The 24,722-nt window shown below is 54.1% G+C and carries 27 protein-coding genes and 1 other annotated feature; of the genes, 10 read left to right on the plus strand and 17 right to left on the minus strand.

Going from position 1 to position 24,722, the window contains the following annotated elements:
• Positions 1-330: 330 nt before the first annotated feature.
• Both RAC60_RS03010 and RAC60_RS03015 read left to right on the plus strand, forming a co-directional pair.
• A complete protein-coding gene (locus RAC60_RS03010) occupies positions 331-1,158 on the plus strand; it encodes a pyruvate, water dikinase regulatory protein (protein WP_006118966.1) in 828 nt (275 codons plus the stop codon).
• A gap of 151 nt (positions 1,159-1,309) precedes the next feature.
• Positions 1,310-2,356 (plus strand): 3-deoxy-7-phosphoheptulonate synthase, encoded by a 1,047-nt coding sequence (locus RAC60_RS03015; protein ID WP_058708700.1) that lies wholly within the window; start codon positions 1,310-1,312, stop codon positions 2,354-2,356.
• 1 nt (position 2,357) lies between these two features.
• Here RAC60_RS03015 and RAC60_RS03020 read toward each other — a convergent pair whose 3' ends face one another.
• The 15 genes from RAC60_RS03020 to RAC60_RS03090 all read right to left on the minus strand — a co-directional run bounded on the left by RAC60_RS03020 (position 2,358) and on the right by RAC60_RS03090 (position 16,052).
• Positions 2,358-3,794 (minus strand): protein adenylyltransferase SelO family protein, encoded by a 1,437-nt coding sequence (locus RAC60_RS03020; RefSeq protein ID WP_324019839.1) that lies wholly within the window; start codon positions 3,792-3,794, stop codon positions 2,358-2,360.
• Positions 3,795-3,885: 91 nt separating this feature from the next.
• On the minus strand, positions 3,886-4,620 hold the full coding sequence (locus RAC60_RS03025) for an EAL domain-containing protein (RefSeq protein WP_006118964.1): 735 nt from the start codon (positions 4,618-4,620) through the stop codon (positions 3,886-3,888).
• Between the two features lie 291 nt (positions 4,621-4,911).
• A complete protein-coding gene (locus RAC60_RS03030) occupies positions 4,912-5,370 on the minus strand; it encodes an NlpC/P60 family protein (RefSeq protein ID WP_033741136.1) in 459 nt (152 codons plus the stop codon).
• 66 nt (positions 5,371-5,436) lie between these two features.
• Complete coding sequence (btuD, locus tag RAC60_RS03035) at positions 5,437-6,186, minus strand: vitamin B12 ABC transporter ATP-binding protein BtuD (protein ID WP_375092578.1); 750 nt, start codon at positions 6,184-6,186, stop codon at positions 5,437-5,439.
• Positions 6,187-6,732, minus strand: coding sequence for a glutathione peroxidase (locus RAC60_RS03040; protein WP_039340642.1), 546 nt, complete (start codon positions 6,730-6,732; stop codon positions 6,187-6,189).
• 15 nt (positions 6,733-6,747) lie between these two features.
• Complete coding sequence (gene btuC / locus RAC60_RS03045; RefSeq protein ID WP_172912411.1) at positions 6,748-7,755, minus strand: vitamin B12 ABC transporter permease BtuC; 1,008 nt, start codon at positions 7,753-7,755, stop codon at positions 6,748-6,750.
• Between the two features lie 99 nt (positions 7,756-7,854).
• Positions 7,855-8,157, minus strand: a complete 303-nt coding sequence (gene ihfA, locus RAC60_RS03050; RefSeq protein ID WP_006118960.1) for an integration host factor subunit alpha — start codon at positions 8,155-8,157, stop codon at positions 7,855-7,857.
• Positions 8,158-8,161: 4 nt separating this feature from the next.
• Positions 8,162-10,549 carry a phenylalanine--tRNA ligase subunit beta gene (gene pheT / locus RAC60_RS03055; RefSeq protein ID WP_375092580.1) on the minus strand — a complete coding sequence of 796 codons (2,388 nt, stop codon included), beginning with the start codon at positions 10,547-10,549 and terminating at the stop codon, positions 8,162-8,164.
• Positions 10,550-10,563: 14 nt separating this feature from the next.
• Positions 10,564-11,547, minus strand: coding sequence for a phenylalanine--tRNA ligase subunit alpha (gene pheS / locus RAC60_RS03060; RefSeq protein ID WP_033741123.1), 984 nt, complete (start codon positions 11,545-11,547; stop codon positions 10,564-10,566).
• 71 nt (positions 11,548-11,618) lie between these two features.
• Positions 11,619-11,744: a sequence feature (Phe leader region), on the minus strand.
• Positions 11,695-11,739 carry a pheST operon leader peptide PheM gene (pheM, locus tag RAC60_RS03065; RefSeq protein ID WP_106120997.1) on the minus strand — a complete coding sequence of 15 codons (45 nt, stop codon included), beginning with the start codon at positions 11,737-11,739 and terminating at the stop codon, positions 11,695-11,697. (Overlaps the previous feature by 45 nt.)
• 116 nt (positions 11,745-11,860) lie before the next feature.
• Entirely contained in the window at positions 11,861-12,217 is a 357-nt protein-coding gene (rplT, locus tag RAC60_RS03070) for a 50S ribosomal protein L20 (protein WP_006118956.1), read from the minus strand.
• A gap of 44 nt (positions 12,218-12,261) precedes the next feature.
• Positions 12,262-12,459, minus strand: a complete 198-nt coding sequence (gene rpmI, locus RAC60_RS03075) for a 50S ribosomal protein L35 (protein WP_006118955.1) — start codon at positions 12,457-12,459, stop codon at positions 12,262-12,264.
• A gap of 100 nt (positions 12,460-12,559) precedes the next feature.
• Entirely contained in the window at positions 12,560-13,111 is a 552-nt protein-coding gene (gene infC, locus RAC60_RS03080; RefSeq protein ID WP_006118954.1) for a translation initiation factor IF-3, read from the minus strand.
• A 3-nt stretch (positions 13,112-13,114) separates the two neighbouring features.
• Positions 13,115-15,043, minus strand: a complete 1,929-nt coding sequence (gene thrS / locus RAC60_RS03085; RefSeq protein WP_006118953.1) for a threonine--tRNA ligase — start codon at positions 15,041-15,043, stop codon at positions 13,115-13,117.
• Positions 15,044-15,290: 247 nt separating this feature from the next.
• Positions 15,291-16,052: a YdiY family protein gene (locus RAC60_RS03090; protein WP_006118952.1), complete on the minus strand. Its 762-nt coding sequence runs from the start codon at positions 16,050-16,052 to the stop codon at positions 15,291-15,293.
• 351 nt (positions 16,053-16,403) lie between these two features.
• Between RAC60_RS03090 and ghoS the strand changes: the two genes are divergently transcribed.
• Both ghoS and RAC60_RS03100 read left to right on the plus strand, forming a co-directional pair.
• Positions 16,404-16,706 carry a type V toxin-antitoxin system endoribonuclease antitoxin GhoS gene (ghoS, locus tag RAC60_RS03095; RefSeq protein ID WP_375092585.1) on the plus strand — a complete coding sequence of 101 codons (303 nt, stop codon included), beginning with the start codon at positions 16,404-16,406 and terminating at the stop codon, positions 16,704-16,706.
• A gap of 79 nt (positions 16,707-16,785) precedes the next feature.
• Positions 16,786-17,679 carry a fructosamine kinase family protein gene (locus RAC60_RS03100; protein WP_375092586.1) on the plus strand — a complete coding sequence of 298 codons (894 nt, stop codon included), beginning with the start codon at positions 16,786-16,788 and terminating at the stop codon, positions 17,677-17,679.
• A 4-nt stretch (positions 17,680-17,683) separates the two neighbouring features.
• Here the strand turns inward: RAC60_RS03100 and RAC60_RS03105 are convergent, their stop codons facing one another.
• A complete protein-coding gene (locus tag RAC60_RS03105) occupies positions 17,684-18,220 on the minus strand; it encodes a YniB family protein (protein WP_006118949.1) in 537 nt (178 codons plus the stop codon).
• Positions 18,221-18,373: 153 nt separating this feature from the next.
• On the opposite strand from RAC60_RS03105, the gene hxpB reads away from it, so the two are divergent.
• The 4 genes from hxpB to RAC60_RS03125 all read left to right on the plus strand — a co-directional run bounded on the left by hxpB (position 18,374) and on the right by RAC60_RS03125 (position 21,909).
• Positions 18,374-19,042, plus strand: a complete 669-nt coding sequence (gene hxpB, locus RAC60_RS03110; protein ID WP_205956386.1) for a hexitol phosphatase HxpB — start codon at positions 18,374-18,376, stop codon at positions 19,040-19,042.
• A 131-nt stretch (positions 19,043-19,173) separates the two neighbouring features.
• Positions 19,174-19,764 carry a metal-dependent hydrolase gene (locus RAC60_RS03115; RefSeq protein WP_033741117.1) on the plus strand — a complete coding sequence of 197 codons (591 nt, stop codon included), beginning with the start codon at positions 19,174-19,176 and terminating at the stop codon, positions 19,762-19,764.
• Between the two features lie 149 nt (positions 19,765-19,913).
• Positions 19,914-21,305: an L-cystine transporter gene (locus tag RAC60_RS03120; RefSeq protein WP_375092589.1), complete on the plus strand. Its 1,392-nt coding sequence runs from the start codon at positions 19,914-19,916 to the stop codon at positions 21,303-21,305.
• 193 nt (positions 21,306-21,498) lie between these two features.
• Positions 21,499-21,909, plus strand: coding sequence for a DUF6515 family protein (locus tag RAC60_RS03125; protein WP_277281936.1), 411 nt, complete (start codon positions 21,499-21,501; stop codon positions 21,907-21,909).
• A gap of 53 nt (positions 21,910-21,962) precedes the next feature.
• Here the strand turns inward: RAC60_RS03125 and osmE are convergent, their stop codons facing one another.
• The gene (osmE, locus tag RAC60_RS03130) at positions 21,963-22,298 is read right to left on the minus strand and encodes an osmotically-inducible lipoprotein OsmE (protein WP_006118944.1); all 336 of its coding nucleotides are present in this window, start codon (positions 22,296-22,298) and stop codon (positions 21,963-21,965) included.
• A gap of 243 nt (positions 22,299-22,541) precedes the next feature.
• Between osmE and RAC60_RS03135 the strand changes: the two genes are divergently transcribed.
• Positions 22,542-23,732: a multidrug effflux MFS transporter gene (locus tag RAC60_RS03135; RefSeq protein ID WP_006118943.1), complete on the plus strand. Its 1,191-nt coding sequence runs from the start codon at positions 22,542-22,544 to the stop codon at positions 23,730-23,732.
• A gap of 128 nt (positions 23,733-23,860) precedes the next feature.
• Positions 23,861-24,685 carry an ammonia-dependent NAD(+) synthetase gene (nadE, locus tag RAC60_RS03140; RefSeq protein ID WP_375092591.1) on the plus strand — a complete coding sequence of 275 codons (825 nt, stop codon included), beginning with the start codon at positions 23,861-23,863 and terminating at the stop codon, positions 24,683-24,685.
• Positions 24,686-24,722: the final 37 nt, after the last annotated feature.

Consider the following 24,722-nt stretch of genomic DNA (forward strand, 5'->3'; position numbering starts at 1 on the left):
TCTGCACGCCAGTTTCAGACTATAACCCGCTTTTTTAAGACGTTGCGCAAAGGATGTTTTTTATCACAAGCCACTCATTTAAAATTATTTTTCATTTCAGGGCCCTCTAAAGCGTCGTTTTTGTTGCGCAACAAGGCGGGTGAAAAAGGCCGCTTCAGGCGCGATTTTCATGGCAAATCTGTGGCGGAGAAAAGGAATATTTTCTGTCGGTTATGCTAAAACTGTACGACAAATGGTTAAGCCAGACTTCACATGCCCCCGCTGGGATTCGCGCGCCTGAACTTAACCCTGCTCCGTCTTTTCACGACTTCCTTGCACGAGGCATGCTCCATGACCACCGACAGAAGCGTTTTTTATATCTCCGACGGCACTGCGATTACCGCCGAAGTATTAGGCCACGCGGTGCTATCGCAGTTTCCCGTTAACACCAACAGTGTCACCCTGCCGTTTGTTGAAAATGTTCAGCGCGCGCAGGCGGTTAAAGCGCAGATCAATGCCCTTTTTCAGCAAAGCGGCGTGCGTCCACTGGTCTTTTTTTCTATCGTCACGCCGGAAGTGCGCGACATCATTCTGCAAAGTGACGGGTTTTGTCAGGACATTGTTCAGGCGCTGGTCGCTCCGCTTCAGCAGGAGCTTGGTCTCGCACCGGCACCGGTCGCACACCGAACGCACGGACTGGATGCCAGCAATCTGGGTAAATACGATGCGCGTATTGCGGCGATTGATTACACCCTGGCACATGATGACGGCATTTCACTGCGCGGCTTGGAAGACGCGCAGGTCATTCTGTTAGGCGTTTCCCGTTGTGGTAAAACCCCCACCAGCCTCTATCTGGCGATGCAGTTTGGTATTCGTGCCGCGAACTATCCGTTTATTGCCGATGATATGGATAACCTGAAACTGCCGCCCGCTCTGCGCCAGCATCAGCATAAACTGTTTGGCCTGACAATTGACCCGGAACGCCTGGCGGCCATACGTCAGGAACGCGCGGAAAATACCCGCTATGCTTCCCTGCGTCAGTGTCGGCTGGAGGTGGGCGAAGTGGAAGCGCTGTTCCGTACCCACCAGATTCGCTATCTCAACAGTACCAACTATTCCGTGGAAGAGATCGCCACCAAGATCCTCGATATTATGGGCTTGACGCGCCGCATGTACTGATCCGCCGCCGGCAGCGCCCTGTAACGTGGCGCTGCCGTAATTTTGCCTGCCATTGTCACGTTGGTGCTTGAATTCACAAGCTAATGGTTTATTGTGACCCTCATCACTTCCCGGTATTCCACCGCTGCGAAGAACACATTTAGAGAACACCATGAATAAAACTGACGAACTGCGCACGGCGCGCATTGGCAGCCTGATCTCTCCTGCCAGTCTGGCAGCTGAATATCCGCTTTCCTCCGCCATGGCCGATAATATCACCGCAGCACGCAAGCGCATTGCGCGCATCCTCACGGGCGACGATCCCCGTCTGCTGGTCGTGATTGGTCCCTGCTCCCTGCATGACCCGGTGGCGGCTTTAGACTATGCCCGGCGTTTAAATGCGCTGCGCGAGCAGTATCAGGACCGGCTGGAAATCGTGATGCGGGCCTATTTTGAAAAGCCACGTACGGTGGTCGGCTGGAAAGGCCTGATCTCCGATCCGGATCTGGACGGTAGCTTTGATGTGAACCGCGGCATCGGCATTGCCCGTAAGCTACTGATTGATATCAACGCCCTCGGCTTACCCACAGCAACGGAATTTCTGGATATGGTGATCGGGCAGTTTATTGCCGATCTGATCAGCTGGGGGGCCATTGGAGCCCGCACCACTGAAAGCCAGATCCATCGTGAAATGGCCTCTGCGCTCTCCTGTCCTGTCGGCTTCAAAAACGGCACCGATGGCAATGTGCGTATTGCTGTGGATGCCATTCGCGCTGCCCGAACCAGCCATATGTTCCTGTCGCCGGATAAACAGGGGCAGATGACCATTTACCAGACCAGCGGCAACCCGCACGGCCATGTGATTTTACGTGGCGGTAAACAGCCCAATTATCATGCCGCCGATGTCGCCGAGGCGACTGCCTGCCTGAATGAATTCGGCTTAGCGCCACAGCTGGTGATTGATTTCAGCCACGGCAACTGCCTGAAACAGCATCGTCGTCAGCGCGACGTTGCTGCTGAGGTGGCTGAACAGATCAAAGGAGGTTCACGCGCGGTAGCGGGCGTGATGATCGAAAGTTTTATCGAAGAAGGCAATCAGAAAGTGGTGAGCGGTGAGCCCCTGACGTACGGTCAGTCCATCACCGATCCCTGCCTCAACTGGCAAGACAGCGAAGCTGTACTGGCCCTGTTAGCTGAGGCAGTTTCTCACCGTTTATAACTTAGCTGGAACAACTGACTTCCAGTGATTTGCCCCAGTCCGGCGGCCGTTGACGATACTCAGCGGCCGTCGCGTCACTGAAGGGCTGCTGAAGCGCCTGATGTAAACGGGCCAGCGCCCCGCTCTCACCCTGCTCCGCCGCCTCGATCGCCTGCTGTGCCAGATAATTTCGCAATACCAGCGCCGGATTGGCCGCTTTCATCACCTGTTGGCGCGTCGCATCGCTGACCTGCTCCTGCAACAAACGGGTGCGGTAATCCTGATACCAGCGATCAAAGGCAGCGCGATCGATAAATTCATCCCGTAACGGCGATCGCTGTTCTGACTGCTGCGTTTCACTGAGCAGGCGGAACGTCAGCGTATAATCGCGCCGTTCCTGACTCATTAAGCTGAGCAGACCGGTCAGAATCGCGTTATCCCCTGCCTCTTCGGTCAGAAAGCCCAGTTTCGCCCGCATCCGCTGGCCCCAGACGCGCATCAGTTCGTTTTCATAACCGCTCAGCGCCTGCTTTAGCTGCTCTGCACTGAGTAATCCTGAGAGGGCATGCGCCAGGCGATTAAGATTCCACAGACCGATCATCGGCTGATTCTCGAAGCTGTAGCGCCCCTGGTAATCACTGTGATTACAGATAAAGTCCGGCTGGTAGTCATCCAGAAAACCGTAAGGGCCGTAATCCATCGTCAGGCCAAGGATCGACATGTTGTCGGTATTCATCACACCATGCGCAAAGCCCACGCTCTGCCACTGCGCAATCAGGCGTGCTGTGCGCAGGACGATATCGGCGAACCACAGATAATAACGGTCGGCGTCCTCCGTCAGATGCGGCCAGTGATGACGAATGGCATACTCCGCCAGCTGTTTGACCTTGTCAGGCTGCTGGCTGTAAAAGAAGTGTTCGAAATGGCCAAAGCGCAGATGACTCGGCGCGATCCGCATCAGCATTGCACCGCGCTCAGCGGTTTCACGGTAAACCGGCTCATCGCTGATGGCTATCGTTAACGCGCGCGTGGTCGGGATCCCCAGATGGTGCAGCGCCTCCGAGGCCAGAAACTCACGCACCGTCGAGCGCACCACAGCACGACCATCGCCCATGCGCGAATACGGCGTCAGCCCTGCTCCTTTTAAATGCCAGTCGAGACGGCTGCCGTCTTGCTGGCGCTGCTCACCCAGCAGAATGCCGCGCCCGTCACCCAGCTGACCTGCCCAGACGCCGAACTGATGGCCACTGTATACCTGCGCCAGCGGTTGCATACCCGGCAACAGTGACGCACCGTACCAGACACCGTGCCCCTGCCCGGTAAACAGATCGCTCTCCAGCGCCATTTCGTGCGCCAGCGGACCGTTGTGATATAACAGTCTGCCACCGGCAAGCGGGGTGGGATGTAAGGCGGTATAAGTACCCGAAAGCTCTCGAAACCAGCTGTTGTCAAAGACCATGTCTACTCCCAAACGACACCGGGTATCGTATGATAAAACCCACAGTGTAGCGTTGATAGCCGGGATTAAACAGGCGACAGTCGTGCAAATATCAGGGAGAGTGCAGGAATTGCTCGGAGTAGATCAAGGACTCAAACGCATCAGATTTCACCACCGGGAACAAGGCCCCCTGCAGATGCACATTACTTAGATGGCTAACTTTATCCAGTAAAATTTCGTCATCTACGCCACAAATAATCATCCGATCGCAATGGCTACGGAAATTATCAATGATGCTTTGCATAAATGGTAAAAAAGAAGCACGTTTAGCAAGCGACTGAATAAAGTGTTTATCCAGCCTGATACAGCTAAACAGATTATCGTAAACGGCAGTCGTCGACGATTTCCCCGCGCCAAAATGCGACAGAGACAATTTAAACTCACCATATAACGCCGCGAGAAGCGGATTATTTTTTCCCAAATGGAGCGAGAGAAACGTTTCGCTGATATCCAACCTTAAAAAGGGCAGTTGTTTTATTTTACGCGTCAGAAACTCACTTTCGAGCAGGGTGCTTGCCATGCCCTCGTCTGTGGGCATAAAGGCCAGCAGATTGTGCGTTTCGAAAAAGGTCTGATGCTTTTCCAGTAACGAAACCTGCCGCTGCAGCAGGCGCAGGCGCTGTGTCTCATCAAGCTGCGGCAACAGAACATCCTGCGGCAACGTGATAGGCGCACTTTCGTGGACGAACTGGGTAGCCAGCTCAATAGCGGTTAAGTGCCCTTCCTGAGAACAGGCGGCATAAAACCAAATTTCCGACTCATAGTCGGCCGACAGATGAATTTTCATTTTACAGCCAGTATATGTGGCGATAGTGCATCGTATATGATTAAAAACTTACTGGCAATAGTAGCAAAGGACTGATGAGATAGATATTTTTAGGCCATTACTGGCTTTAGTTTTAAGAAAATAAACTTTAAGCCAAATAATTTTTGGGACAATTCTGTAAAGTATGAAAAAGATTCCCGCTCCCAATGTTATAAATAAAATGAGTTGGTTAAAGCCAAATTAGGAATATTTTTTAGATCCGGTCATTTTCTGAATTAATCCGCACTAACCGGGCGGGCTTAGGTTGACAAATTATATGCGTCGCGCCTGCCAAAACACTTTCCGCCAGTAGACATTATCCAGCGAGGACCGAATGACGCCCTGACTGGTTGAAGCATGGATGAAGGCGTTATCCGTGTCGTAAATGCCCACATGTAAGCCATTTTCGCCACTGCCGGTCCTGAAGAACACCAGGTCGCCGGGCAGAAGGTCCTCTTTGCTGATGCGCGTGCCGATATCACTCTGGGCGGCGGTACTGCGTGGGAGCTGCAAATCAAACTTATCCCGAAATGTCAGATAGACAAAACCCGAGCAGTCAACGCCCTTGCGGCTCATGCCACCATAGCGATACGGTGTTCCCCGCCAGCTCCCCAGTTGATCGTTGAGCTGCGCGATAACGGTAATGGAGTCAGAGAGGCGACCATTGACAGGCGGTGCACGATGGCTACAGCCCACCAACAGTAACACCACGAACAGCAACCCCATGCGCATCACAGCTCATCCTTAATCAGTTATAACGGGGTAAATGTAGCGGCAAAGCCCGCTACGTGGCAAGTCTCAGGGTAAAACCGTTAGCAGCGGACGGCCTTCCAGGGTGAGTTGTCGGAAAGGGATACCGTAGAGTGGCGTGAGCTGTTCCGGGAGCAGGATTTCACAGGGTTTGCCCTGTGCCACAACCGCGCCCTGATGCAACAGCCAGACCCGATCGGCATGCCACAGGCTGTGGTTAAGGTCATGGCTGCTGGCAATTACACAACCCCCTGCACGACAGAGTTCCTGAATCAGATTATCGACAGCGTGTTGCTGCGCCACATCCAGCGCCGTCATGGGTTCGTCAAGAATCAGCAGTTTACCGTCCGCATTAATCTGCGGATCGATTTGTGCCATGACCGCACAGAGTCGGACGCGCTGCCATTCGCCCCCGGAAAGCTGATTCAGCGGTCGGGAGAGTTTTTCTGTCAACTGCAGCCGGGCGAGTAAGCTCATTAACCGCGCATCATTGTGTGGCCCTGAAGACGCCAGATGCAGACGAAGATAGTGATAAACCGGCATCATGCCGGGTGGCAGCTGCTGTTGAGGCAACCAGCCGCGCACCCGGGCCAGCGCCGGTCCGGGCCAGTCAGCCAGCGCTTTATCCTGTAAAGTCATCTGACCGGTTATCGGCTCCAGACCGGCCAGCGCGGACAACAAGGTGCTTTTGCCCGCGCCATTCGGCCCCACCAGATGGATCAGATGCCCGGCATGAAGCGCACCGCTCACCGGTTGCAGCCGTCCGGCAACGGCGACCGCTTGCAGGCTGAGTAACACCTATTTCGCCAGCGCGACCTTAATCGTTTCCAGAATAATCGGGTCTTCTGGCGACATATCGGGCGAGAAACGCTGGATCACGCTGCCGTCACGTCCAATCAGGAATTTTTCAAAATTCCACAAAATATCCCCTGGCGCTTTTGGTGCCCGGCCTTTACTGACCATACGCTCATAAAAGCCACTTTCTTCCGGCCGAACGGCATCCGGTTTTGCGGCCACCAGCTGCGCATAAAGCGGATGACGATGTTCACCATTCACCTCACATTTTTCGAACAGAGGGAAGGTCACACCGTAGGTGGTGCTGCAAAACGTCTTGATTTCTTCGCTGGTGCCGGGTTCCTGCTCCAGGAACTGATTGCACGGAAAACCCAGTACACTGAAGCCCTGGTCATGCCAGGCTTCATGGATATTTTCCAGGGCTTCGTATTGCGGCGTTAAACCACATTTCGAGGCCACGTTCACCACCAGCAGGACGTTGCCCTGCCAGGCAGACAGCGTGGTTTTCTCACCATCCAGCGTAACCAGTTCAGTTTGATAAATGCTCATACGGGGTTCCTGTGGTTAAGACTTGTTTGTCAGCGCAGGCTGACGTGTCGATTTGACTAACAAAACGATAAACAATGGCGCACCCAGCGTGGCCGTGACCACGCCAACAGGCAACTCAGCCGAGGCCAGTGCCAGACGGGCAATAATATCTGCCCCCAACAGTACGCTGGCCCCTGCCAGCGCGGAGGCCGGCAGCAACGCACGATGATCGTGCAATCCCACCAGGCGTAACAGATGAGGAATGACCAGCCCGACAAATCCTATCGCCCCGGCCAGCGCAACGCTTACCCCGACCAGCCAGCCCATGGCCAGCACCAGCAGATTACGCCAGCAGACCAGAGACAGTCCTAACTGGCGCGCGGAGGTCTCACCGAGGGCCAACAGATTGAGCGCGCGGGCCGCCGTCATGCTGGCCAGAATCACCGGCAATAACGCCAGCATCATCCAGCCATAACGCCAGTCGATGCCGCTGAATCCGCCCATCATCCAGTACATCAGTTGGCGCAAATCGAGACTGCTGCTGAAATACACCGCCCAGGTCATCATCGCGCTGCAAATCATGCCCAGCGCTACGCCGGTAAGCAATAAACGGCTGACGGATAAATGGCGGTGGGCAAAGTGCAGCAGAATCAGCGTAATCACCAACGCGCCCGCTATCGCCGAAAGCGAGAGGCTCCATAATGCGCCGCCGCTGAACAGCACGCCCGCCACCAGGCCAATGCCTGCCCCGCTGGACACCCCCAGCAGGCCGGGCTCGGCCAGCGGATTGCTAAACAGCGCCTGCATCATCACCCCGCTCAACGCCAGCGCCGCCCCCACCAGCATCACCGCGACGGTACGGGGTAAACGTAACTGGCCGACAAACAGCCTGCCGCTCTCACTCCACCAGGCGGCAGGCCCTATCCAGCGCTCGCCTGCACACAGGCTGACCGTAAAAAGCGCCAGCAGCAGCAGACTCAGGCCCATCAGCCATTTTTGATTTTGCCGTGTGCTGTGCCGTGCAAGTTGTTCAAGCTGGGACATAAGCGGAATTGATCTGGGTAACAGGGAATTGATTGTAAAAGGATTGCGAAAAAAAGAAATGAAAAAGGCCGCTTGCGCGGCCTTTTTAAAACACTGGGATCAGTCACTGTCTTTGGGTGTGGCGTTCTCAACGCGACTTTTAAGCTTCTGCCCTGGACGGAAGGTGACTACGCGACGTGCAGTAATCGGAATATCCTCTCCCGTTTTTGGGTTTCTGCCCGGACGTTGGTTTTTGTCACGCAGATCAAAATTACCAAACCCCGACAGTTTAACCTGTTCTCCATTTTCCAAAGCGCGGCGAACCTCTTCGAAAAACAGCTCCACTAACTCTTTTGCATCACGTTTGCTCAGCCCGAGTTTCTCAAACAGGTATTCTGACATCTCAGCTTTTGTAAGCGCCATAGGTTCAATCCCTCAAGGTTGCCTGGAATCGCTCTTTTAATGCCGCAACGCATTTGGCAACCGTCGCGGCAATCTCCTCTTCTTCGAGTGTCCGGCTGGTATCCTGCAAAATCAGGCTGATTGCGAGGCTCTTATAGCCCTCGGAAACACCCTTACCTCGGTACACGTCAAACAAGTTTACGCCAACTACCTGATTTACGCCAACTTTCTTACACTCTGCGATGATATCTGCTGCGGGCACGTTTTCCGCCACAACAACGGCGATATCTCGGCGGTTTGCCGGGAAGCGCGAAATCTCTTGCGCATCAGGCAGGACGCGGTCTGCGACCTTATTCCAAAGCAGTTCAAAGACTAAGGTGCGACCGTTCAGATCCAGCTTACGTTCAAGTTCGGGATGAACCACTCCGATAAATCCGATTCGTTCATCATGCAAATAAATTGCCGCACTTTGTCCCGGATGTAACGCCGGATTCGCTTCTGCACGGAAAGTGATGGCGTCGAGCTTACCGGTTAAATCCAGTAATGACTCTAAATCGCCTTTCAAATCATAGAAGTCAACCGCCTGGCGCGCCAGATCCCAGTGCTCTTCGAAGCGATTGCCACTCAGTACGCCGGCCAGCATCAAATCCTGACGGATACCTAAATCTGCCTGTGTATCAGGCACAAAACGCAGACCGCTCTCAAACAGGCGCACGCGGCTCTGCTGACGATTCTGGTTATAGACCACGGCGCTCAGCAAACCGGTCCACAGCGACAGACGCATGGTGGACATATCGCTGGAAATCGGGCTTGGCAGCAGCAATGCCTCTTCGCCGGGATGCAGCAACTGCTGGACTTTTGGATCCACGAAGCTGTAGGTAATGGCCTCCTGATAGCCTTTATCCACCAGCAGCATCTTTGCGCGTTTCAGCGACAGGTTGGCTTCACGGTGCTTGGTCATCACCAGACCGGCCTGCACCGGCACGTTCGGGATATTGTTGTAACCGTAGATGCGCGCAATCTCTTCCACCAGGTCTTCTTCGATAGCCATATCGAAGCGCCAGGTCGGTGCGACCGCCTGCCATTCCTGATTGCCTACGCTCACCTGACAACCGAGGCGGGTCAGAATGTCGGTCACCTGGGCATCGCTGACCACATGACCGATTAAGCGATCCAGCTTCTCACGACGTAAGGTGATAGTGGCAGGCACCGGCAACGCGGCCTCTACCGTCTGATCGATAACCGGACCGGCTTCGCCGCCACAGATGCTCAGCAGCAGCTGCGTCGCCCGCGCCATCGCCTTGTGCTGCAGCGCCGAATCCACGCCACGCTCGTAACGATGTGAAGCATCCGTATGCAAACCATGACGACGCGCCCGGCCGGTAATCGCCAGCGGCTCAAACCAGGCGCATTCCAGTAAAATATTTTGCGTTTCGGTGTTTACGCCGGAATGCTCACCGCCAAAAATGCCGCCCATCGCCAGCGCTTTCTGGTGGTCAGCAATGACCAGCGTATCGCTGCTGAGTCTGGCTTCTGTACCATCCAGCAGCGTGAGTGCTTCGCCCTCTTCTGCCATGCGCACCACGATCCCGCCGTCAAGACGATCCAGATCGAAGGCGTGCATCGGCTGACCCAGCTCCAGCAGCACGTAGTTGGTGATATCCACGACCGGATCGATAGAGCGAATACCGCAGCGGCGCAGTTTCTCTCTCATCCACAGCGGCGTTGCTGCGGCAACGTTCACGCCTTTGACCACCCGGCCTAAATAGCGAGGACAGGCATCGGTCGCGTCAACGCGAATCGGGAAGGTATCGGGAATCGTGGCAGTGACCGGCTCGATGGCGGGCGCATTTAGCGGCAGGCCGTTCAGGACCGCAACATCCCGAGCGATGCCCATGATGCCCAGACAGTCAGCGCGGTTAGGCGTCACGCTGATTTCGATGGTGTTGTCATCTAACTGCAGATAGTCACGGATATCGGTGCCCACAGGCGCATCGGCAGGCAGTTCAATAATGCCATTGTGATCATCGGAAATACCCAGCTCCGAGAACGAGCACAGCATGCCTTCCGAGGGTTCACCGCGCAGCTTTGCGGCTTTGATTTTGAAATCGCCCGGCAGAACGGCACCCACGGTGGCGACGGCTACTTTCAGGCCCTGACGACAGTTCGGCGCACCGCACACGATGTCCAGCAGACGATCGCCCCCGGTGTTGATTTTGGTCACACGCAGCTTGTCGGCATTCGGGTGTTGACCGCACTCTACGACCTCACCGACCACCACGCCATGAAACGCGCCAGCCACTGGCTCAACGCCATCCACTTCCAGACCCGCCATGGTGATTTGTTCTGACAGCGCTGCGCAGTCAAGGGCTGGATTTACCCATTCGCGTAACCAGAGTTCACTGAATTTCATTGGATAACCTGCCCTTACTTAAATTGTTTGAGGAAACGTAAATCATTTTCGAAGAATGCGCGTAAATCGGTCACGCCGTAACGCAGCATGGTCAGACGCTCCATGCCCATACCAAAGGCGAAGCCCGAGTAGACTTCCGGATCGATACCGACGTTGCGCAGCACGTTAGGATGCACCATGCCGCAGCCCAGCACTTCCAGCCACTTGCCGTTTTTCCCCATCACATCCACTTCCGCAGACGGTTCGGTGAACGGGAAGTAAGACGGACGGAAACGGATCTGCAAATCTTCCTCAAAGAAGTTGTTCAGGAAATCGTGCAGCGTGCCTTTCAGGTTGGTGAAGTTGATGTTCTTATCGACGATCAGGCCTTCCATCTGGTGGAACATCGGCGTGTGTGTCTGATCGTAGTCGTTACGGTACACGCGGCCCGGGGCGATAATGCGCAGCGGCGGCTGCTGGTTTTTCATCGTGCGGATCTGTACGCCGGATGTCTGCGTACGCAGCAGGCGAGTGGCATCGAACCAGAAGGTGTCGTGATCGGCACGTGCCGGGTGATGGCCGGGGATATTCAGCGCGTCAAAGTTATGGTAATCGTCTTCAATTTCCGGGCCGGTCACCACCGCAAAGCCCAGTTCACCAAAGAAGGTTTCGATGCGATCGATAGTACGGGTAACCGGATGCAGTCCACCGTTTTCGATACGGCGTCCCGGCAGCGAGACATCGATGGTTTCCGCCGCCAGACGGGCGTTGAGCGCCGCCGACTCCATCGCTTCTTTGCGGGCATTCAGACGATCTGTCACCTGCTGTTTGGCTTCGTTAATCACGGCACCGGCTGCTGGACGCTCTTCTGCTGGCAGCTCACGCAACGTGGTCATCTGCAAAGTCAGATGCCCTTTTTTCCCCAGATATTCGACGCGCACCGCGTCAAGGGCGGCGATATCGGTCGCCCCGTCGATGGCCGCCGTGGCGTTCGCCACCAGTTCTGCTAGTTGGGACATGTTTTCCTCTTTTTCCAGTCAGGCTGGTTAGTACTTGTTGGGACCTGCCGGTCCAATATGCTAGCGCCAAAAATAAAAAAGCCTCCACGTGGGAGGCTTTCAGCGCGATTTTTCGTTTCTTTTCTTATGCGCAAAAGCCCCTGATTGTCAGGCGCTAAAGTAAAAAAAGAAACGGAAAATAGCAGCATTCATGCTTGCGTTACCTTGTTGTGATACTCAACGGCACTATTGAAAAGCGCAGAGGCGAAAAAGTCAATCTTTTGCTCAGGTTACAGGTAATAAAAAAGGGAGCAAGCTCCCTTTTTCAACTGACTTACGCCAGAGCTGATTTCGCTTTTTCTACCAGTGCAGTGAATGCCACTTTGTCGAATACAGCGATGTCGGCCAGGATTTTACGGTCAATTTCAATGGCTGCTTTTTTCAGACCATTGATGAAACGGCTGTAAGACATACCGTTCTGACGCGCCGCTGCGTTGATACGCGCGATCCACAGCTGACGGAACTGACGCTTACGTTGACGACGGTCGCGGTAAGCATACTGACCAGCTTTGATAACAGCCTGGAAGGCAACGCGGTAAACACGTGAACGTGCACCGTAGTAACCTTTAGCTTGTTTTAAGATTTTTTTGTGACGTGCGCGAGCAACTACACCACGTTTTACACGAGCCATTTAGCTCTCCTGTTTAATATTCTGAATTGATTAAAAAAATTTACTTATGCGTACGGCAGGCAGGCAACAACCAGACCCAGATCGCCTTTAGACACCATGCCTTTCGGACGCAGGTGACGTTTACGCTTGGTAGATTTCTTAGTCAGAATATGACGCAGGTTCGCGTGTTTACGCTTGAAGCCGCCAGAAGCGGTCTTCTTGAAGCGCTTAGCCGCGCCACGTACAGTTTTAATCTTTGGCATTTTAAAAAATATCCACTTCGCATTGTTGATAACATGACCCAGACAGGCGAACAACAAACCGCACAACGCGAGCGCTGCGCGGTCATTGCTACTTGAATGCCTACTGTTTCTTCTTAGGTGCGAGCACCATGATCATCTGGCGGCCTTCGATCTTCGAAGGGAAGGATTCGACAATAGCCAAATCCAGATCATCACACAGGTCTTTACGGACGCGGTTAAGCACTTCCATACCGATCTGCTGGTGCGCCATCTCACGACCGCGGAAACGCAGCGTGATTTTGGCTTTATCGCCTTCTTCCAGAAAGCGAATCAGGTTGCGTAGTTTGACCTGATAGTCGCCATCATCGGTTCCAGGACGGAATTTAATTTCCTTAACCTGAATAACTTTTTGCTTCTTCTTCTGTTCCTTAGAAGATTTGCTTTTTTCATAGAGGAACTTGCCGTAATCCATAATGCGGCAAACCGGCGGTTCGGCGTTCGGGCTGATTTCAACTAAATCTACACCCGCTTCCTCAGCTTTTTCCAAAGCTTCGCGTAGACTGACAATACCAAGTTGCTCGCCTTCAACGCCTGTTAAGCGCACTTCTGTTGCGCGAATTTCACTGTTGATGCGATTCGGACGCGTAGGTTGTACTCGTTTTCCGCCTTTAATACCTTATTCCTCCAATTGGTGAAGATTGCGGCTGCGAATCTCTTGCTGCAGCTTCTCAACAAACACATCGACATCCATCGACCCAAGGTCTTTACCACGGCGGGTGCGAACGGCCACTTTGCCAGCTTCCACCTCTTTATCACCACAGACCAACATATAAGGGACGCGACGTAATGTGTGCTCGCGGATTTTAAAGCCTATCTTCTCGTTTCTCAAGTCCGCTTTCACACGAATGCCAGCATTCTGCAATTTACGTGTCAAAGTCTCAACATATTCTGCCTGACCGTCGGTAATATTCATGACGACAGCCTGCACTGGTGCCAGCCAGCTAGGGAAGAAACCGGCAAACTCTTCGGTCAAAATACCGATAAAGCGTTCCATCGACCCCAGAATCGCACGGTGAATCATCACGGGCGTCTGACGATCGTTGTTTTCACCCACGTAGGTGGCATCCAGACGTTTAGGCAGGGAAAAGTCTAGCTGAACTGTTCCGCACTGCCAGGCACGGTCAAGGCAATCGTATAAAGTAAATTCAATTTTCGGGCCGTAGAAGGCGCCCTCACCCGGCTGGTATTCAAACGCAATGTTGTTTTCATTGAGCGCCGCAGCCAGATCCTCTTCTGCACGATCCCAGGTTTCATCAGAACCGATGCGTTTTTCAGGACGGGTAGACAGTTTCACCACGATCTTTTCAAAGCCAAAGGTGCTGTACATGTCGTAAACCATGCGGATACAGCTGTTCACTTCGGCGCGCAGTTGATCTTCCGTACAGAAAATATGGGCATCATCCTGAGTAAAGCCACGAACGCGCATCAGACCATGTAACGCACCTGAGGGTTCATTACGGTGGCAGCTCCCGAACTCGGCCATACGCAGTGGCAAATCGCGATAGGATTTCAGCCCCTGATTAAAGATTTGCACATGACCCGGGCAGTTCATTGGCTTGATGCAGTACTCACGGTTCTCCGAAGAGGTCGTAAACATCGCATCTTTGTAGTTTTCCCAGTGACCGGTTTTTTCCCACAGCACGCGGTCCATCATGAACGGACCTTTTACTTCCTGGTACTGGTACTCTTTCAGCTTACTGCGGACGAACACTTCCAGTTCACGGAAAATTGTCCAGCCGTCATTATGCCAGAAAACCATACCCGGCGCTTCTTCCTGCATATGGTAGAGGTCGAGCTGTTTACCGATCTTACGGTGGTCGCGCTTCGCCGCTTCTTCCAGACGCTGCAGATAGGCAGACAGCTGCTTTTTATCGGCCCAGGCGGTGCCGTAGATGCGCTGCAACATTTTGTTGTCGCTGTCGCCACGCCAGTAGGCACCTGAAATTTTCTGCAGTTTGAAATGGTGACAAAAACGCATATTCGGTACGTGCGGACCGCGGCACATATCGACGTATTCTTCATGATGATACAGCCCAGGGCGATCATCATGGCTGATATTCTCGTCCAGGATGGTGGTCTTATAGACTTCACCCCGCGCCGCGAAGACATCGCGCGCTTCCTGCCAGCTAACCTTCTTCTTCACGACATCGTAGTTGGTCTCAGCCAACTGATGCATGCGTTTTTCCAGCAGCTCAATATCTTCCTGGGTCAGCGTGCGATCGATATCGACATCATAGTAGAAACCGTTGTCGATAACCGGACCAATAGCCATTTTCGTGTCGGGCCACAGCTGCTTAATGGCATGGCCTAACAGGTGCGCGCAAGAGTGACGGATGATTTCAAGACCCGCTTCGTCTTTTGCAGTAATAATGGCGACAGACGCGTCGTCGGTGATGGGATCAACCGCATCGACCAGTTCACCGTTCACTCGTCCGGCGATACAGGCTTTGGCCAGACCGGGGCCGATATCAAGCGCGATGTCCATCACGCTGACAGGGCGATCATAAGTGCGCTGGCTGCCATCAGGAAGCGTAATTACAGGCATAGAATGTCCTTAGTTGCAGTGGTAAGCCACACGAAAGCCTACATACAAAATTGAGTAGTTTGATTCACCTGGCGTGAAATCAGACCCACATTGTCGGAATGTCGCCAGGAAGTTGATGCGGCACGAATAATAGCAGTTTTCAGACGTGAGCAAAACCCATGCCTTTCCGCTAACTCTCAGACAGATCAAAAAAAAGCGGCCAGGCCCCAGGCCAGACCGCTTCTCTGTCAGACAGAGTTAACGCGGATTACATCGCGTACGTCAGCATGACCGTGGTTTTGGTATCCGTATGGTCGGGCGCAGACTCAGGTGGATTGTTGTTCCAGGTGACGTTATACGCCAGTTTCAGGGCGAAATGGTCGTTAATCGCTACCTGTAAGCCCGTTTCAGAGTTCACTGTCGTATCGTCACCCAGTGAGCTCAGCACGGAAACCCCCTGAATGAATTTGGTGGTATCTGTCAGCTGCCACTGGTAGCTCACCGCACCGTAAGCCAGCGCCTGCGTTTTATGGCCACCTTCACGGTAATCGTCGTAACGGACACCAGGACCGAATTCCGCACGCAGTGAATGCACCGGGCCATTCAGGATCTGACGACCATAACCGGCGGTCAGGACATCGCGTCCGTCATAACCATTGTAACGGTCACTTAACCAGCTTGCCTGACCAAACAGGTAGTCATAGGCGCTCATGTTGTAACGCGAACGCGCACCTACGTTATAGGTTTCGGACGAGCGCTCATCGTTTGCAGAGGTATTCGCGGCATTGCCCCACAAGCTGTAGGCCATTGATTCTGTATACCAGGTCATGTTGGTCTGTGCGGTCAACGATGAGCTGGTGGTGTTACCGGTTTGCGCCAGGTAACCTGCAGAGGCCGATCCTTCAAAAGGCTTTTTCGCCGTTGAAGGGTCATCCATCGCGGTGAAGACCGCGTTATCGGCCAGCGCCTGGTGACAAAACGCTCCGGCAGAGAGCAATAGAACAGCAGACAGCTTGTTAAAGGCGTTCATTAAGTGTGATCCGTGCAACAGTTTTGAAAACGAAGATTCTGAAGGGTTTCCCGGTGCGATCAATCCCCTTTACCGTAACTTTTGTAAAGAGATATGAATTCGCTCAGAACATCATGCATTAGCGTAACGTCCCGTATTTGCTGGACGTTAACCTGAGTTCGGCGCGCATTATAGAGTTGTTTTTGCCAAATAACATCTGTTCGTTTACAAGATTTACATACGTTCGGGTCGCCAGCATCCGCACAAACGGTAAACAGTTTAGTCCGAATTGTTGGCTCATCCCCTTCATTATTCGCCTGTTTTTTCACCCTGTACTACGCTGTGTGATATTTAACCCTTTCGAGGTGCAAAATGCGCAGTGGAGATCTACATCGCTATGTCGTGACCTTTCATTATCAGGAAGCCGGACTCAGTGACGTTCTGAACCTGACCGGTGCTCTGACATCAGGGGGCTTCTCTACCACGTTAATGGATGACAGTGGCAACGCCCATGAGCTTGGCACCAACAGTTTTGGCATTGTCACCACACTGGATGAGGCCGCGCTAAAACAGCAGGCTCTTGCCGCGGGCGAAAGCGCGCTGGGCCAGAAACCCGACGTGACGTTGACCACGCTTGACGACTTTCTGCGCCAAGCAACAGGTGCCGCAGACTAGTCTGTGCACACGCGCAGGTTTTTATCGCGTGCGTCCGCGTTACAATTGAACTCAGGCAGCGAATAAAGAGGATAACCCGATGTGGTCAGCCATTAGTCGTCTGTTAAACGAGCAATTTGGCAACGCCGAAATTACCCAACGTCATGAACTCCCCGGGGGTGATGTGCATCCCGCCTGGCTCATCCGCTATGGTGAGCAGGATGTGTTTGTGAAGTGCAACAGCCGCGATAAAGTGTCCCTGTTTAGCTGGGAAGCCGATCAACTCGCCCTGCTGCGCCGTACCCAGACGATCCGCGTTCCGGACGTTTATGGCGTTGGCAGCGATCGTGACTACAGTTTCCTGCTGCTGGAATATATCAAACCTCAGCCCCTGAATCCGCAGAGCGCCTACCAGTTAGGCCAGCAGTTGGCGCGTCTGCATCAGTGGAGCGAGCAACCTCAGTTCGGGCTTGATTTCGATAATAATCTGACCTCTACACCACAGCCCAACAGCTGGTTGCGGCGCTGGTCAGTTTTCTTTGCGGAGCAACGAATCGGCTGGCAACTGCAGATTGCCGCTGAGAAAGGCATTCTGTACGGCGATGCCGAACGGATTATTGATTGTGTGCAACGGACCCTGGCGTCCCATCACCCTCAACCTTCCCTGCTCCACGGCGATCTGTGGCCAGCTAACTGTGCGGGCAGCGAGACTGGCCCCTGGATTTTCGATCCTGCCTGTTACTGGGGCGACCGGGAATGCGACCTGGCGATGCTGAGCTGGTTTACCGATCTGCCGAAGGCGATCTTTGACGGTTATCACCAGAGCTGGCCATTACCCGATGGCTTTTCGCAGCGTCAGCCGGTTTATCAGCTTTACTATCTGCTGAACCGGGCCAACGTGTTTGGCGGCAACTGGCTGGGCGCGGCGCAGTTTGCCGTGAGCCAGTTGCTGGATGACGATGCACGGGCAGCCGGTCAGGTGAAACCGGCCTGATCGTTTAGAGAAAACCAAGCAGAGAAAGCAGAAAGTAACCGGCGATGGCAATCACCAGCGGCAGGATGTAGAGCGGGAAAATCTGCAGAAAAATGGTGTGGCGCGGGACCCGTACCTTTTCTTCCAGCTGCTGCCGGGTCCGGCCATCGCTGCCTTTTGCCTGCTCAAGAATCATCTGATCTTCAATCCCTTCCCGCACATGGCGCACCTGACGTCCCATGCGCGCACCGGACGCTTCCAGCGCCAGCCCGACAAAAATCAAAATATAGATAAACCAGAAGCCCAGATTCATCTGTCCATTGAACTCGGGCACCGGTGAGTTTTGCCAGAACACATTCAGAAACGGCGTATTAAAGCGAATCATATCCACCATGACATGAATGAAATCCAGCATCACGGCATCAATACCGGGTTTCTTTTCACTGTGCTTAAACAAAAAGCTCAGCAGTGAAATGATGGTAGACAGCAACGCGAGTAAAAAAATCACCCAGCCAGCGACACGCTTAAGGATGGCAATGCGGCCAGCCTGTTGATAGGTCATGATATCTCCTGAACCCAAAATCCCATTTGCTTCAGTCTACCTGCCCTTGCAGAATTTTCCCAAAAAAAAGAGCGGTCTGCGCCCGTTTCGCCTCATCTGCGCACCAACCCTGTGTTCATGCTAAGGTAGCCTGAACTTTTTAAGGAGCGAAACATGTCTTACCACCGCCCTGTTTTTGCAGCTTTATTTGATATGGATGGCTTGTTGATTGATTCTGAACCTCTCTGGGATCAGGCTGAAATGGACATCTTTTCAACCCTGAATATCGATTTGACCCGACGCCACGAATTACCCGATACGCTCGGATTACGTATCGATCAGACGGTGCGCATGTGGTACGAAACGTTGCCCTGGTCGGGACCGAGTCAGGAAGCGGTCACACAGCGTATCATCGCCCGTGCAATGGAACTAATTGCGATAAACCGCCCGCTTCTGCCCGGCGTCGAGTCCGCCCTCTCATTGTGCAAACAGCACGGCCTGAAGACCGGCCTGGTTTCCGCATCGCCCCGCTTCATGCTGGAACAGGTACTGACGATGTTTAACCTGAATCACTATTTTGATGTGCTGTCTTCCGCCGAACATCTGCCCTACAGCAAGCCGCATCCGCAGGTCTACCTCAACGCCGCCGAGGCGCTGGGCATTGATCCGCTTCACTGCGTCGCGCTGGAAGATTCGGTGAACGGCATGGTAGCAAGCAAAGCCGCACGAATGCGATCAATTGTGATTCCGGCAGCCAGCCATCAGGATGATGCCCGCTGGGCGCTCGCCGACGTGAAGCTGAGCAGCCTGACGCAGTTAACGCGGGAGCATTTGCAGGCTTAACCGCAAAGGCGCTGTAACCTGTTGCATCCCCTTAAAAAATTAACGCTTCGTTACAGCGTCACAGGTTCTCATTTACTGGATAAATCCCTATACTGGATGCATTGACAGTTTCTTTTGCAGCCAGGTTTATCATGACGGCCGAAGGCCATATCTTTTTTGCTGTTGCCAGCGCCATTTTTGCGAAACGGGCCGAGCTCACCCCGGTGATGGCTCAGGCGGACTGGTGGCATTTAATTCCCGCCAGCCTGCTGACCTGCCTGCTGCCTGACATCGATCATCCTAAGTCCTTGCTGGGCCAGCGCCTGCGCTGGTTGTCGCATCCCATTGCCCGGGCATTTGGTCATCGCGGGTTCACCCACAGCCTGCTTGCCGTCGCGGCTGGCCTGTGGCTGTTTCAGATTAACGTGCCGAAAAGCTGGCCGGTGCCCGCCGATGTTCTGCAGGGCATGACGCTGGGTTACCTGAGCCACATTGTGGCCGATATGCTCACTCCGGCCGGCGTTCCTCTGCTCTGGCCCTGTCGCTGGCGTTTTCGTCTGCCCATTCTTAACAGCCAAAAAGGCAATCAACTGGAGCGCGCTCTGTGCCTGTGCCTGATGGCTTACGCGCTGTGGTTCCCGCCAGGGATGCCTGCGTTTGGCGAAAATGGCTGGCCCACTCAGGTATTTGATACCTTGCAAAACGGCGTCAGCCGCCTCCTGTCGGGGCATTCCGGCTCCTGAGCCACTGGCCGCTCAAGCAACGTTATAAGCTATTCCATTTGGATATAAGATCGCACTAAATTCACCTGATACCATTTCCGGACACCTGTATGAACAATAACTACTTTTGCTTTCCTTACCAGGGGAATGCTGCATGATTCGGAGTTTCTATGGATATCCCTTTAACGCTTAATATCATTGCCTTTGTGGTGCTGCTGCTTCTGCTGTCACGCCTGAGCCGCGCCAACTGGAGTCTGTCAAAAAAAGTGCTGGTCGGGTTAGTGTTTGGCGTCGCGTTTGGCCTGGCGCTGCAGTTTATTTACGGCAGTAACAGCGATACGGTCAAAGCGTCAATTGGCTGGTTTAACGTGGTTGGTAACGGCTATGTCCAGCTGTTGCAGATGATCGTGATGCCGCTGGTCTTTGTCTCAATTCTGAGCGCGGTGGCGCGCCTGCATAACGCCTCTTCGCTGGGCAAAATCAGTTTCCTGACCATTGGCGTGCTGCTGTTTACGACCGCGATTGCGGCGCTGGTCGGGGTTTTCGTGACCGGGCTGTTCCATCTTAATGCAACCGGCCTGGTACAGGGTGCCCAGGAAACGGCGCGTCTGAGTGCCATCCAGAATAACTATGTAGGCAAAGTGGCCGATCTGACGGCGCCGCAGCTTATCCTGTCCTTTATCCCGAAAAACCCCTTTGCCGATTTAACCGGTGCCAGCCCCACCTCGATTATCAGTGTCGTCATCTTCGCAGCCTTTTTAGGCGTGGCGGCCCTGCACCTGCTTAAAGATGACGAAGTGAAAGGCCAGCGTGTCCTGACGGCGATCGATACGCTGCAGTCATGGGTGATGAAGCTGGTGCGCCTGATCATGAAACTGACGCCTTACGGCGTGCTGGCGCTGATGACTAAAGTGGTTGCCGGATCGAACCTGCAGGACATCATTAAGCTGGGTAGCTTCGTGGTCGCATCCTATCTGGGCCTGGGCATTATGTTTGTGGTACACGGTCTGCTGCTGTCCGTAAACGGCATCAACCCTATGCGCTTTTTCCGCAAAGTCTGGCCCGTGCTGACCTTTGCCTTCACCAGCCGCTCCAGTGCCGCCAGCATTCCGCTGAACGTGGAAGCGCAAACCCGTCGTCTGGGCGTGCCGGAATCCATTGCCAGTTTCTCGGCGTCGTTTGGCGCTACGATCGGGCAGAACGGTTGTGCTGGTCTTTATCCGACCATGCTGGCCGTGATGGTAGCGCCGACAGTGGGCATTAACCCGTTTGATCCGCTGTGGATTGCCACTCTGGTGGGCATTGTGACGTTGAGCTCAGCGGGCGTTGCCGGTGTCGGCGGTGGTGCGACTTTCGCGGCGTTAATCGTGCTGCCCGGGATGGGCCTGCCCGTCACGCTGGTCGCACTGCTGATTTCGATCGAACCGTTGATCGATATGGGCAGAACCGCGTTAAACGTGAATGGTGCAATGACCGCAGGTTCCCTGACCAGTCGCTGGCTGGGCCTGACAGACCGACGCGTTCTTGAGCAAGACGAACACCGTGAATTAGAGCACAGCTAATCACAGCTGACCTGGCACCCGGTGCCAGGTCTTCTCCCTTTTCCCTGCCTGTTTCTCCTTATTTTCCCTCTCTCTTTACATTCACGTTAAGGAAACGTTAAGCGTGGTAAATGGGCAATAATACGTGCGCTTTCTGCTTGTTTTTGGACGCTAAAAGGAGAATTCTGCAGCGAGTCACAGCAGGAGAATGCACATGAAAACGGTTATCGCTTCATTCCTCGCGTTAGCGATGATTACGCCCAGCGCAGTGTTTGCGCGCCCCGGCGACTGGGGGCCCGGCCCTCACTGGTACCGGCCCGGCCCGGGCTGGCATGGTCCTGCGCCGCGCTGGCATGGTCCTGACCATTTCCACGTTCTGCCAGTGGCGGCAACGGCGGTTCTGATTGGGGGATTAACCTACTATTTGCTGAATGGCAGTTATTATCAGCGACACGGTGATGAGTACGTGGTTGTTGAGCCGCCTGCTCCGACCTATGTCAGCAGCGTCGGCGGTATGCGGGTGCTGGATTTTAATGGCCGACGGTTCTACGTGCAGGACGGGCATTACTATCAGCGGGAGATTAACGGCAGCTACGTTGAAGTGCCGCGTCCGGCTGGACTGTAGAGATAAAAAAACGGCTCGCCATAAGCGAGCCGTTTTTTCAGGTCAGCGAAAATTTACTGCTTAACCTGCGGATCGGTATCGTATTCAGCACAGCTCTGGAAGCCGTAGTTCATCACGCGACCCATATCGTTATAGCTCACGAAGTAAGTTTGTGCTTTACCGTCACGCTCGCCAATCACATAGGTCTGACAGGTACCGCGCGCATGCACCATGGTGATTTCAGTTGAAGCAGGGCCAGCAATCTGACGGACCTGCTGGCGGGTCATGCCTTTTTTGACGTCCTTAACCACTGGCTTAGTCACGTAGCTTTCCGCACGATCGTAAGTCGTACAACCAGAGAGCGCAGCCAGCGTCAGCGCTGCAGCGATACATCCCATCACTTTATTCATCTTGTTGTTCCTCATTTTTTGTCCATGTGGTGAAAAGCCTGGAACATAAAACGGTTTTTATCAAGTTAATGACAGACTTAAACTCAATCTGTCTCGCGGGATTTGTTAAAATGCGCCGGAACAGACCAGGCATGCTGGCTCACTGCACCATTGCGTGTTGGCCAGTGCCGTTTTACAGGCACAAAAGACGCGCTGAATGCACTTTTGTGACAACGTCACTTAAACATTATCATCAGAGGCCAAATGACGCTTTCCTCACCCAACCGGCTGGTTTACGCCATCACCCTGGGATTACTGGCTGCGCTGGGACCGTTGTGCATCGATCTGTATCTGCCCGCCCTGCCTCAGTTAGCCAGTGACCTGGCTACGCCAACGTCTACAGCACAACTCAGCCTTACCGCTGGCCTGCTGGGACTGGGCGCCGGTCAGCTTCTGTTTGGTCCCATGAGCGACAAATTTGGTCGTCTGCGCCCTCTGACCCTGTCACTGACGTTGTTGTTTATCGCGTCGCTGGGCTGCGCCCTTGCCCAGACTATCGATCAACTGTTACTGGCTCGTCTGTTTCAGGGATTAGCGGGAGCGGGCGGTGCGGTGCTGTCACGGGCAGTAGCGCGCGATATGTACAATGGCCATGAACTGACGCGCTTTTTTGCGCTGCTGATGCTGGTTAACGGCCTTGCCCCTATTGGCGCTCCCGTACTGGGCGGTGCCCTGATGACCGTGCTGGACTGGCGCGGTATTTTTGTTGTGCTGAGCGGCATCGCCATTTTGCTCATCCTGCTGGCGCGCGGGAAACTGCATGAAAGTCTGCCCGTTGATCGGCGGAGTCAGGGCTCGGTTTTTGCTGCTTATGCTGCACTGGGGCAGGTCATCACCCACCGTGCCTTTATGGGTTTCTGCCTGACACAAGGGTTTATGATGTCGGGCATGTTCGCCTATATCGGCGCATCGCCGTTCGTGCTGCAGGAAATCTACGGTCTGTCACCCCAGGCGTTCAGCTTTTGCTTTGCCGCCAACGGTATCGGTTTAGTGATTGCCTCACAGACCAGCGCCCGCCTCTGCCCGCTTTGGGGTGAATATCGCGTCCTGAAAGGCGGCCTGATGCTGGCATTCGTGGCCTCCAGCGCGCTGCTGGCCGCCGGGTTAACGCACGCCCCGCTCCCGCTGCTGCTGGTTGCGCTGTTCTTTTCGATTGCCAGCAATGGTGTCATTGCCACCACCGCCGCCTCACTGGCGATGCAAAGTCAGGGGCAACGTGCCGGTAGCGCCTCGGCCGTCATTGGCGTGACGATGTTCACTCTGGGCGCACTTGCCGTGCCGGTAACCGGGATGGGCGGCACATCAGTAATCAGTATGACGTTGACGATATTTGGTTGCTTCATGCTGGCTATACTGACCTTTATCGTTTTGGCAAAAAAACCTCCGCTGAGGTAAAACTTGTCGGATTCAGACCAGCAAAAAGAAAACATCACCCGCTTTGGCTTGTTGTTTTCGGGGATGCGCGTTAGCTTTAAGACAGGCTTTGTATTGTGCCGGCTGGCTAAAGACTTAAGGAGATGTTGATGTCACTGCAGCAGGAAATCATTACCGCACTGGGTGTGAAACCCACTATCGATCCGCAGCAGGAAATTCGTACCAGCGTGGATTTCCTCAAAGCGTATTTAACGCGCCACAGCGGCCTGAAGGCGTTAATACTCGGTATCAGCGGCGGACAAGATTCTACCCTGACGGGCAAGCTGGCCCAGATGGCGATCACGGAGCTTCGCCAGGAAACAGGCGATAACGACTACACCTTTATCGCGGTGCGTCTGCCTTACGGCGTGCAGGCTGATGAGCAGGACTGCCAGGATGCGCTGGCCTTCATCCAGCCAGACCGCTCGCTGGTGGTCAATATTAAAGAAGCGGTGCTGGCCAGTGAGCGCGCGCTGAAAGACGCCGGCATTGTGCTGTCGGATTTCGTCCGCGGCAATGAGAAAGCCCGTGAGCGTATGAAAGCGCAGTACAGCATTGCCGGTATGACCAAAGGCGTGGTGGTGGGCACCGACCATGGCGCAGAAGCCGTCACGGGCTTCTTTACCAAGTACGGCGATGGTGGCAGCGATATTAACCCTATCTTCCGCCTCAATAAGCGCCAGGGCAAACTGCTGCTGAAAACGCTGGGTTGCCCGGAACATCTGTATCTGAAAAAACCGACCGCCGATTTAGAAGACGATCGCCCCGGTCTGCAGGATGAAGTCGCACTGGGCGTCACCTACGACATGATCGATGACTACCTTGAAGGGAAAACGATCGATCCGGACAGCGCGAAAATCATTGAAGGCTGGTATCTGAAAACCGAGCACAAACGTCGACCGCCTATCACTGTTTTCGACGAATTCTGGAAATAACGCCGCCGACCCTTGCCGCCCGGCAAGGGTTGCCTTA

Origin of the sequence: Pantoea sp. BR_17 (assembly GCF_041955125.1) — a bacterium.
GTDB classification, from domain to species: Bacteria; Pseudomonadota; Gammaproteobacteria; order Enterobacterales; family Enterobacteriaceae; genus Pantoea; species Pantoea stewartii.